General features: G+C 72.9%; 9 protein-coding genes. 4 read left to right on the top strand and 5 right to left on the bottom strand.

Annotation, left to right across the window (positions count from 1 at the left end; translation table 11 throughout):
* Window positions 1-35: 35 nt before the first annotated feature.
* Genes ACYC1Z_RS12160 through ACYC1Z_RS12170 form a run of 3 tightly spaced genes read right to left on the bottom strand, consistent with a single transcriptional unit; the run spans window position 36 to window position 3,069 of the window.
* The gene (locus ACYC1Z_RS12160; protein ID WP_461409792.1) at window positions 36-1,169 is read right to left on the bottom strand and encodes an Mrp/NBP35 family ATP-binding protein; all 1,134 of its coding nucleotides are present in this window, start codon (window positions 1,167-1,169) and stop codon (window positions 36-38) included.
* A 3-nt stretch (window positions 1,170-1,172) separates the two neighbouring features.
* The gene (locus tag ACYC1Z_RS12165; protein ID WP_461409793.1) at window positions 1,173-1,772 is read right to left on the bottom strand and encodes a DUF1003 domain-containing protein; all 600 of its coding nucleotides are present in this window, start codon (window positions 1,770-1,772) and stop codon (window positions 1,173-1,175) included.
* A complete protein-coding gene (locus tag ACYC1Z_RS12170; protein WP_461409794.1) occupies window positions 1,765-3,069 on the bottom strand; it encodes a magnesium transporter MgtE N-terminal domain-containing protein in 1,305 nt (434 codons plus the stop codon). The genes ACYC1Z_RS12165 and ACYC1Z_RS12170 overlap by 8 nt, the downstream gene beginning before the upstream one ends.
* A gap of 116 nt (window positions 3,070-3,185) precedes the next feature.
* On the opposite strand from ACYC1Z_RS12170, the gene ACYC1Z_RS12175 reads away from it, so the two are divergent.
* Together ACYC1Z_RS12175 and ACYC1Z_RS12180 are read left to right on the top strand one after the other, a co-directional pair.
* Window positions 3,186-4,121 carry a YflT domain-containing protein gene (locus ACYC1Z_RS12175; protein WP_461409795.1) on the top strand — a complete coding sequence of 312 codons (936 nt, stop codon included), beginning with the start codon at window positions 3,186-3,188 and terminating at the stop codon, window positions 4,119-4,121.
* The gene (locus ACYC1Z_RS12180) at window positions 4,118-4,966 is read left to right on the top strand and encodes a sugar phosphate isomerase/epimerase family protein (RefSeq protein ID WP_461409796.1); all 849 of its coding nucleotides are present in this window, start codon (window positions 4,118-4,120) and stop codon (window positions 4,964-4,966) included. Before ACYC1Z_RS12175 ends, ACYC1Z_RS12180 begins: the two co-directional genes overlap by 4 nt.
* On the opposite strand, the gene ACYC1Z_RS12185 is transcribed toward ACYC1Z_RS12180, so the two are convergent.
* Window positions 4,967-6,535, bottom strand: coding sequence for an aminopeptidase P family protein (locus ACYC1Z_RS12185; protein WP_461409797.1), 1,569 nt, complete (start codon window positions 6,533-6,535; stop codon window positions 4,967-4,969).
* A gap of 26 nt (window positions 6,536-6,561) precedes the next feature.
* Between ACYC1Z_RS12185 and ACYC1Z_RS12190 the strand changes: the two genes are divergently transcribed.
* Window positions 6,562-7,425 (top strand): PHP domain-containing protein, encoded by an 864-nt coding sequence (locus ACYC1Z_RS12190; RefSeq protein ID WP_461409798.1) that lies wholly within the window; start codon window positions 6,562-6,564, stop codon window positions 7,423-7,425.
* The gene (locus ACYC1Z_RS12195) at window positions 7,422-8,045 is read left to right on the top strand and encodes a MarC family protein (protein WP_461409799.1); all 624 of its coding nucleotides are present in this window, start codon (window positions 7,422-7,424) and stop codon (window positions 8,043-8,045) included. Before ACYC1Z_RS12190 ends, ACYC1Z_RS12195 begins: the two co-directional genes overlap by 4 nt.
* Before the next feature lie 109 nt (window positions 8,046-8,154).
* Here the strand turns inward: ACYC1Z_RS12195 and ACYC1Z_RS12200 are convergent, their stop codons facing one another.
* On the bottom strand, window positions 8,155-9,729 hold the full coding sequence (locus ACYC1Z_RS12200; protein ID WP_461409800.1) for a DEAD/DEAH box helicase: 1,575 nt from the start codon (window positions 9,727-9,729) through the stop codon (window positions 8,155-8,157).
* Window positions 9,730-10,073: the final 344 nt, after the last annotated feature.

The following is a 10,073-nucleotide window of genomic DNA, read 5'->3' on the forward strand; positions in this document are numbered from 1 at the left end:
GACGGGTGGGCGGGTGGAGCGCTGGATCGTCTCCGCTACCGGCCTACGGGGCTGATGCCCAGCGAACGCCCGGCGAGCCCCCGGGCGCGGTGGCTGAGGGTGCGGGCGAGCAAGACCATCGCTTCCTTGGCGGGGCTGTCCCCGTTGCGGAGCACGAGGGGCACCCCGGCGTCGCCGGCCTCGCGCAGGCTCTGCTCCAGGGGGACCTGGGCGATCAGCGGCACGTCGTAGCCGAGGGCCCGACCAAGCTCGCCGGCCACCCGCTCACCGCCGCCGGAGCCGAAGATCTCGGCGCGGGAGCCGTCCGGCTGCTCGAGCCAGGACATGTTCTCCACCACGCCGACGACGTGCTGGTGCGTCTGCTCGGCGATGATCCCGGCCCGCTCGGCCACCTCGGCGGCGGCGACCTGGGGTGTGGTGACGACGAGGATCTCGGAGTTCGGCAGGAGCTGCGCCACGGAGATCGCGATGTCGCCGGTCCCGGGCGGCAGGTCCAGCAGGAGGACGTCGAGGTCGCCCCAGAACACGTCGGCGAGGAACTGCTGGAGCGCGCGGTGGAGCATGGGGCCGCGCCACACGACGGGCCGCCCGTTCGGGGTGAACATCCCGATCGAGATGACCTTCACGCCGTGCGCGACGGGCGGCAGGATCATGTCGTCGACCTTGGTCGGCGGGTGCTCCACGCCCAGCATGCGAGGGAGGGAGAAGCCGTAGATGTCGGCGTCGACCACCCCGACCTTGAGCCCGTCCGCGACCATCGCGGCGGCGAGGTTCGCCGTCACCGAGGACTTCCCGACGCCGCCCTTGCCGGACGTCACCGCGTAGATGCGGGTGAGAGAGCCCGGCTTGGCGAAGGGGATCTCGGGCTCCGCGACACCGCCGCGGAGCATGGTGCGCAGCTCCTTGCGCTGCTCGTCGGTCATCACGCCCATCTCGACGCGGACCTCGGTGACGCCGTCGATCGCGCCGACGACGTTGTTGACGTCCCGGGTGATGGTGTCCTTCAACGGGCACCCCGCCGTCGTGAGGTCCACCCCGACCACCACGAGACCGCCGGGTTCGACGTCGACCGAGCGGACCATGTTCAGCTCGGTGATGGGGCGGCGGATCTCGGGATCGATGACGTTGACGAGCTCGGCCTGCACGGCCTCGACGGTGGGAGCGCTCATGCCCTACATGGTAGGCGGCATCGCCCCGGTGCCGTGTCCGCCGTCCGTCGGCGTCCCCGGCAGCGGGGTGCCGGGCTGCTCGGTGACGAGCGCGAGCTCGCGTTCGAGCTCGCGGATGCGCTCGTCGCGCTCCTCGACGATGTCCTCCAGCAGGCCACGCAGCTCTGAGCGCACGAAGTCACGGGTGGCGACGTCGTTCATCGCCAGCCGCAGCGCCGCCATCTCACGCGCCAGGTACTCCGTGTCCGCGAGGTTGCGCTCGGCGCGCTGCCGGTCCTGCTCGGCGCTGACGCGGTCCCGGTCGGTCTGCCGGTTCTGCGCGAGCAGGATCAACGGCGAGGAGTAGGACGCCTGCAGCGACAGCATGAGGGTGAGCACGGTGAAGCCGAACGCGGCGGAGTCGAAGCGCAACGACTCGGGCCCGTAGGAGTTCCACAGCAGCCAGGCCGCGGTGAAGATCGTCAGGTACAGCAGGAACCGGGGTGTGCCCATGAATCGGGCGATGCCCTCGGAGAAGCGGCCGAAGAACTCCGGGTCGACCCGGGGCCCGCGGGGGAGCCAGCGCCGGCGTGCCTCGAGCGGGGTGTCGAGCCGGTCAGCCATGTGCGTTCCTCGTCATCGCCTCGTCGGTGACGTCCTCGTCGGCGTCGCGCCAGTCGTCCGGCAGCAGGTGGTCGAGCACGTCGTCGACCGAGACGGCGCCGAGGAGGCGATGCTCGTCGTCGACCACGGGCAGGGCGGTGAGGTTGTAGGTGGCCAGCAGCCGGGTGACCTTGCCGATGTCGTCATGGGTGTGCAGGGGGTCGAGGTCGTCGTCCAGCAGGGCGCCCACCAGCTGGTGCGGGGGCTCGCGCAGGGCGTGCTGGAGGTGCACGACGCCGAGCAACCGGCCCGTCGGGGTCTCGAGCGGGGGACGCACCACGAAGAACATGGCGGAGAGCGCAGGTGTGACGTCCTGCCGGCGGGCGTGTGCGAGGGCGGTGGCCACGGTGGTCTCCGGTGCGAGCACGATCGGCTCGGTCGTCATCAGACCGCCGGCGGTGTGCTCGCCGTAGGCGAGCAGGCGGCGCACGTCCTCGGCCTCCTCGGGCTCCATGCGCTCGAGGAGTTTGCGTGCGGTCTCCTTGGGCAGCTCGGACACCAGGTCGGTCGCGTCGTCGGGTTGCATGGCGTCGAGCACGTCGGCCGCCCGCTCGAGGTCGAGGCCGGAGACGATGGAGACGCGGTCCTCGTCGCCGAGTTCCTCGAGTACGTCCGCGAGCCGCTCGTCGTCCAGCGCGGCGGCCACCTCGAGGCGACGGACGTAGGTGAGGTCGCGCAGGGCGTCGGCGACGTCCGCGGGCTTGAGGTTCTCGAACATGGCGAGCAGCGTCGTCGCGCCCTGCTGGGCGGCGCTCTCACCGAGGCCGGTGACGTCCCCGACATCGACCAGCACGGCGTCCCCGCGGCGTCGCAGCGGCCCGCGGCCCGGCCGTTCGCGCCGCACGAAGAGCTTGGTGACGAGCCAGTCCCGGTTGCGTTGCTGCTCGATCGCGAGGTCCTCGACGATGCCGGTGCCCGAGCCGTCCCGGAACGTGACCTGCCGGTCGAGCAGCTCCCCGACGGCGAGGCTCTCGGTGGGCCGGCGGGCGAAGCGGCGGATGTTGAGCAGGCCCGTGGTGATGACGGCGCCGGCGTCGATGCTGGTGACCCGGGTGAGCGGGACAAAGACCCGGCGCTTGGCGGTGACCTCGACGACGAGGCCCACCGCGCTCGGCGCCCCCTTGAGGCGGACGAGCACGACGACGTCGTAGACGCGCCCCACCTGGTCGCCCAGGGGGTCGAAGACGGGGGTTCCCGCCAGGCGTGCGACGTACACACGGCTGGGGCGGCTGCCGCTCCGGAGGGTCTGGGTGCTCACGTCGGCCAGCCTAGGCCAGGGGGGCGGCGTGGACGGCCTGAGGCGGTGCCGGCGTGGACGGAGGTGGTGCCGGCGTGGACGGCCTGAGGCGGTGCCGGCGTGGACGGCCTGAGGCGGTGCCGGCGTGGACGGACGGCGGTGCCGGCGTGGACGGCCTGGCCAGCGGCGGTGCGGTGGAGCAAGATCGAGGCATGGCCATGATGCGCAAACAGCCCGCCCCCCGGACACCTACGCTCCCCACAGGTGTCGAGGTCGCCTCGTTCCGGACCTACCTGGAAGCGCAGCGGGCGGTCGACCGACTCTCCGACGCGGCGTTCCCGGTCCAACAGGTGACCATCGTCGGCACGGACCTGCGGCTCGTGGAACGCATCACCGGGCGGCTGACGTATGCGCGGGTGGCCGGCGCCGGGGCCATGAGTGGCGCCTGGTTCGGGCTCATGATCGCCCTGCTCTACTGGGTGTTCACCCCGTCGGGCGACATCCCGCTGCTGGCCGGCATCCTGATCGGTGCCGCGTTCGGCATCCTGTTCACCGTGGTGTCCTACGCCTTCACCGGCGGCAAGCGCGACTTCACGTCGGCCAGCCAGGTGGTCGCGGGAAGCTACAGCATCCTGTGTGCGGCGGAGGGTGCCGGGGAGGCCCGCCGGCTGCTGGCCGACGCCGGCGGCGCCACGCGGCACGGGACGGCCGCGGCCCGGCCTGCGGTCACCAACCCGTACGGCGCGCCGCCCACGTCGCCGGGCTGGACGCCGCCGTCCGGCACAGCACCGCCGTCCCCGGGCCCGACGCCGCCGCACGCCCCGCCGTCCCCGGGCGCGACGCCGCCGCACGCCCCGCAGTCCCCGGGTCCGACGCCGCCGGGGGCGCCGCCGGCACGCTCGGCCGAGCGGCCGCGCTACGGGCTGCGCCTGGAGGACCTGGAGCAGGCCGACGCCCCGGCCGAGGGCACCCCGGCTGAGGGCACCCCGGGCGGGGACGACCCTGCGGGCGGCACCGGCGGCGCGGGCCCGGCCGAGGACGCCCCGGCCGACGGCACCCACGGATCGCGATGAGCATTCCCGTCGGCCTCTCCACGTCCTCGGTCTACCCCGGCGGCGTGCGGGAGACGTTCTCCCTCGCGAGGGACCTCGGCTACGACGGCGTCGAGATCATGGTGCTGCGGGACCCGGACAGCCAGGACGCAGCCCGCGTCCGGGAGCTGAGCGACGAGCACGAGTTGCCGGTGCTCGCCATCCATGCCCCGACACTGCTGCTCACCCAGGGCGTGTGGGGCAAGGACCCCTGGGACAAGATCGATCGCTCGACGGAGCTCGCGCACGAGGTCGGGGCCGACGTCGTCGTCGTCCACCCGCCGTTTCGGTGGCAGCGCAGCTACGCCGAGCACTTCGTCGGGGCGATCGCCGAGCGGGAGCGCGTGGACCGCATGCGGCTCGCGGTGGAGAACATGTTCCCCTGGCGGGCCAAGACGTCGCGGCGGGAACGGACCATGCAGGCCTACCTGCCCGGGTGGGACCCGCAGGGTCAGGACTACTCCTCGGTCACGCTCGACCTGTCCCACACCGCCACGGCCGGCCTGGACCGCGAGGCGACGATCGCCATGGCGGACGAACTGTTCCCGCGCCTGGCCCATCTGCACCTGGCCGACGGCACCAACACGTTCATGGACGACCACCTCGTGCCGGGCCGCGGGGACCAGCCGTGCGCGGAGGTGCTCGAGATGCTCGGCTCCCAGCGGTTCGCCGGCTCGGTGGTGGTCGAGGTCAACACCCGCAAGAGCTCCGGCGTGGGCCGGCGGGCGGCGCTGGCCGAGTCCCTCGCGTTCGCCCGCGAGCACCTCGTCGCCGGCGCTGCCCGCGCCGTGGCGCACCTGTTCGACGAGGCGCCCGAGGACGGCTGATCAGCCGAGGAGGCGCGCCATCCAGGCCTCGATCTCGTCGGGACTGCGGGGGATGGCCACGGACAGGTTCTCGACGGACCCATCGGGGCGGACCAGGACGTCGTCCTCGATGCGCACGGCGATGCCGCGCAGCTCCTGGGGCACCTTGAGGTCGTCCTCGCGGAAGTACAGGCCCGGCTCGATCGTGAAGATCATCCCGGGGCGGAGTTCGCCGTCGAGGTACATCTCGCGGCGGGCCTGCGCGCAGTCGTGCACGTCGATACCGAGGTGGTGGCTGGTCCCGTGGACCATCCAGCGGCGGTGGTACTGGCCCTGGGGGGCGAGCGACTCCGCCGCGGAGACCGGGAGCATGCCCCAGTCGGCCAGGTGGGCGGCCAGGACCTCCATCGCGGCGGCGTGCAGGTCCCGGAACTTCACGCCGGGCTGTGCGGCGCGGGCGAAGGTGGCGTCGGCGGCCGCGAGCACCGCCTCGTACACCTTCCGCTGCGCCGGGGTGAACCGACCGTCGACCGGGAGGGTGCGGGTGACATCGGCGGTGTAGAGGGAGTCGACCTCCACCCCGGCGTCGACCAGGACGAGCTCGCCGGGCCGCACGACGCCGTCGTTGCCGATCCAGTGCAGCGTGTTGGCGTGGTTGCCCGCCGCGGCGATGGTGTCGTAACCGAGGCCGTTGCCCTCCTCGCGGGCGCGGGCGCCGAAGACCCCCTCGATGACGCGCTCGCCGCGGTGGTGGGCGACGGCGCGGGGCAGGGCTCGCACGATGTCGTCGAAACCCCGGGCCGTGGCGGCAACGGCCGCACGCATCTGGCCGATCTCGTGGTCGTCCTTGACCAGGCGCAGCTCGGAGAGCATCTCGGCCAGCTCGGCGTCGGCCTTCGCGGCATCCTCGGCCACCCCGGCCTGCCGGCGCACGGCGGCGACCTGGGCCTCGACGGCGACGTCGGAGGCGGGCACCACGCGCACCTGAACCTGGCCGACGCCGACGTCCTTGGCGAGGGCATCGGCGAAGGTGTCGATGTGCTCGGCGCGCAACCCGGTCCGGGCCGAGATCTCCTCGAGCGAGGGACGCACCCCGACCCAGAGCTCGCCGTAGCGGGAGTCGGCGTAGAACTCCTCGGTGTCGCGTGCGGCGCGGGGCCGGAAGTACAGGACCGCCTCGTGGGTGGGGGTCTCGCCGTCGCCGGTGGCGCCGTCGACCGGGTGCAGCACGAGCACGGCGTCGGGCTCCTGGTCGGTGCCCAGCCCGGTCAGGTGAGCGAACGCCGAGTTCGGACGGAAGCGGTAGTCGTTGTCGTTGGCGCGCACCACGAGCTGGCCGGCGGGCACGACGAGGCGCTCGCCGACCAGGCGGCGGCCGAGCTCGGCGCGGTGCGCGGCGGCGCTCACCGCCCCGGCACCCAGCTCCGGGAGCGCGTCCGGGCGCGGCCCCCACCCGTCGGCGATGAAGGTGCGGAACGCCTGGCTCGTGGGCCGCTGGGAGCGGTTGCTGCCCCGTTCGCTGAGGGGCTGGTCGTCGGTGGTGGGCTGCGTTTCGGTCATGCCATCCATGATGGCACCCGGCGATGACATCCCCGCGAGCACGTACGCTGACCACTGTGTCAGCAGTCGAGACGGTGCGCATCGATCCGCACACGCACTCCACCGTCTCCGACGGCACCGACACCCCCACCGGGCTCATGCACGCCGCCGCGGACGCCGGGCTGGACGTCGTCGGCCTCACCGACCACGACACCGTGGGCGGGTGGGCGGAGGCCGAGCGTGCCGTCGCCGGGACCGGGGTGGCGCTGCTGCGTGGCGCCGAGGTCTCGTGCCAGGTCCGCGGCGTGACCGTGCACCTGCTGAGCTACCTGCACGACCCTGCTGAGCCCGCGCTCGCCGCCGAGATGGAGCGCGCCCGTACCTCGCGGTGGGACCGGGCCCGCGTCATGGTCGACAAGATCGCCCGGGACTTCCCGATCACCTGGGAGCTCGTCGCGGCGCAGATCGCCGACGGCGCGACGGTCGGCCGCCCCCACATCGCCGACGCGCGCGGCGCCGCCGGCGTCGTGCCGGACCGCAGCGCCTGCTTCGAGACGATCCTGTCCGTTCGGGGCCCGTACTACGTGCCCTACCACGCACCGGGGGTCGTCGAGGCCGTCGCCATGGTGCGGGCGGCGGGCGGGGTGCCCGTCATGGCGCACCCGCGCGCGAGCGTTCGCGGCCGGGTCGTCGGTGACGCGGTGATCGCCCAGATGGCCGACGCCGGGCTCGCGGCCCTCGAGATCGACCACCGGGACCACACCGGCGGCGCCGTCGCCGAGCTCGAGGCCCTCGCGGCGCGGCTCGGGCTCGCGCGCACGGGCGCCAGCGACTACCACGGGTCGTCGGGCAAACCGAACCTGCTGGGTGAGCACGGCACCGCGCCCGCGGTGCTGGAGATGATCGAGAGCGAGGGGTTTCTCCCGGTGGTACGACCGTGAACGAGATCATCGACGTCACGCTGCTGTCGACGACGTTCTTCACCCTGTTCGTCATCATGGACCCGCCGGGGACCGTCCCGGTGTTCCTGGCGCTGACCTCGACGATGACGGCGAAGCAGCGCACCCGGGCGGCGCTCGAGGCGACGCTGGTCGCGTTCGGCGTCATCCTGGTGTTCACGCTGTTCGGGCAGTACATCCTGAACTTCCTGCACATCTCCGTGCCGGCGCTGCAGCTCTCCGGCGGCCTGCTGCTGCTGCTGGTCGCCATGGAGCTGCTGACCGGGAAGGCGGAGAGCCCCTCGCCGTCGGCCAGCAGCGTGAACGTGGCGCTCGTCCCCCTGGGCACGCCCCTGCTCGCCGGGCCCGGTGCGATCGTCACCGCCATGCTCGCCGTGGGGGGTGCCGACGGCTCGGTGGCGGACTACGTGGCGATCGGCGTCGCGCTCGTCGCCGTCCACCTGGTGCTGTGGGTGGCGATGCGTTTCGCCGGGGTCATCCACCGGGTGCTCGGCGAAGGCGGCACCACCCTCGTGACCCGGCTGGCCGGCCTGCTGCTCGCCGCCATCGCGGTCCAGCTCATGGCCGACGCGGTGTTCGCCTTCATCGCCCAGGAGTTCTGAACGCGGACGTCGGCAGGACCGCGAGGAGCACGTGCGGGTCGAGCACCGAGTCGGGCCCGGCCGTGCTGGCGGGGTCCGACTCGGTCGTGGCGCGCCAGGCGCTCGTGCGTCAGCCCTGCGTACCCTCGCCGGCCTGCCCGCCGCGGGTGCGACGGCGCGGGCGGCGACTGCGGGGACGCTCACCGTCGGCCGCGCGCCCCGCCGGGCCGGACTCGCGGCCGCCGCGCGGACCGCCGTCGTGGCGCTCGCCACGGTGACCGCCGTCCCGCCCGCTGTCATGGGCGCCGTGCCGCTTCCCGGTCTCGCCGAGGTCCTCGATCTGCTCGGCGTCGAGGCCGGCACGCGTGCGTGCCCCACGCGGGAGCCGCCCACCGGTGCCCTCGGGGATGCTGAGATCGGCGAACAGGTGCGGGGAGGTGTGGTAGGTCTCGACCGGGTCCGCGGCACCGAGCCCGAGCGCCTTGTTGATGAGCGACCAGCGCGGCATGTCGTCCCAGTCCACGAACGTCACGGCCGTGCCGGTGTTGCCCGCGCGGCCGGTGCGGCCGATGCGGTGCAGGTAGATCTTGTCGTCCTCGGGGCACTGGTAGTTGATGACGTGGGTGACGTCGTCGACGTCGATGCCGCGGGCCGCGACGTCGGTGGCGACGAGCACGTCCACCTTGCCGGACCGGAACGCGCGCAGCGCCTGCTCGCGGGCGCCCTGGCCGAGGTCGCCGTGGATGGCCGCGGCGGCGAAACCACGCTCGGTCAGGTCCTCGGCCACCCGGGCGGCGGTGCGCTTGGTGCGGGTGAAGACGATGGTGAGCCCGCGCCCCTCGGCCTGGAGGATGCGGGCGACCATCTCGACCTTGTTCATCGCGTGCGCCCGGTAGACCACCTGCCGGGTGTTCTTCACGGTCGCGCCCTGGTCGTCGGGGTCCTGCGCGCGGATGTGCGTGGGCCGGCTCATGTAGCGGCGCGCCATCGCGACGACGGCGCCCGGCATGGTCGCGGAGAACAGCATGGTGTGGCGGTTCGCGGGCGTGCCCGCCAGGAGCGTCTCGACGTCGGGCAGGAACCCGAGGTCGAGCATCTCGTCGGCCTCGTCCAGGACGACCGTACGGACGTCGTGCAGGTCGAGGATGCGCTGCTTGAGCAGGTCGATCATGCGTCCGGGTGTGCCGACGACGACCTCGGTGCCGCGGTTCAGCGCCGCGATCTGCGGCTCGTAGGCGCGGCCCCCGTAGACCTGCACGATGCGCACGCTGCGCCGCCGGCCCGCGGTCGAGAGATCGTCCGCGACCTGCTTGGCGAGCTCGCGCGTGGGCACGATGACCAGGGCCTGGGGCTTGCCCGGCTCCGCGAGGTCGTCCCAGCCGTCCTCGCCCGGGGCGATGACGTCCTCGAGCAGTGGGATGCCGAAGCCGAGCGTCTTGCCGGTACCGGTCTTGGCCTGGCCGATGATGTCGTGGCGCTTCAGCGCGACGGGCAGGGTGAGTGCCTGGATGGGGAACGGGTGGGTGATGCCGACGTCCCGCAGGGCCGCGACGATCGGTTCGGAGACGCCGAAGTCCGCGAAGGACGTCTCGACGAGATCCTCGGTGATGCCCGCGTCCGTGATGTCCGGGGTGACGTCCTCGACGACGGGGGCCGGGCCCTCGACGTCCTCGAGCACGCCGGAGGTGGTGATGAGTTGAGTCATATGGAGATATGCCTTGTCGGTCTCGTGGCGGCACGCGCGCCGCCCGACGAGGACGTCGGGGCGCAAGAGACCGTGCCACCTGCTCGTGGCAGCCGATCGTGGGTGTCGCGCCGCGAAATGCGGCTCAGGCTTGAATATCTACGAGACGACCGGGCAACCGTGTACGCCTCAGGGTAGCGCGCCGGACCCACCGGTGGCGGGGGAGCCCGCGTGGCGCCCCTCACACGAGCCGGTCAGACCCAGATCCGCGAGTAGCGGTTTATGACCGTCCTGACGGTTGAGAATCGTTCCTGGTAGGCGATTCTGCGGTGCGTGGGCACGGTGATGGCCCGGCTCTCGCGCCG

The sequence above is a fragment of the Georgenia sp. genome, assembly GCF_054605595.1.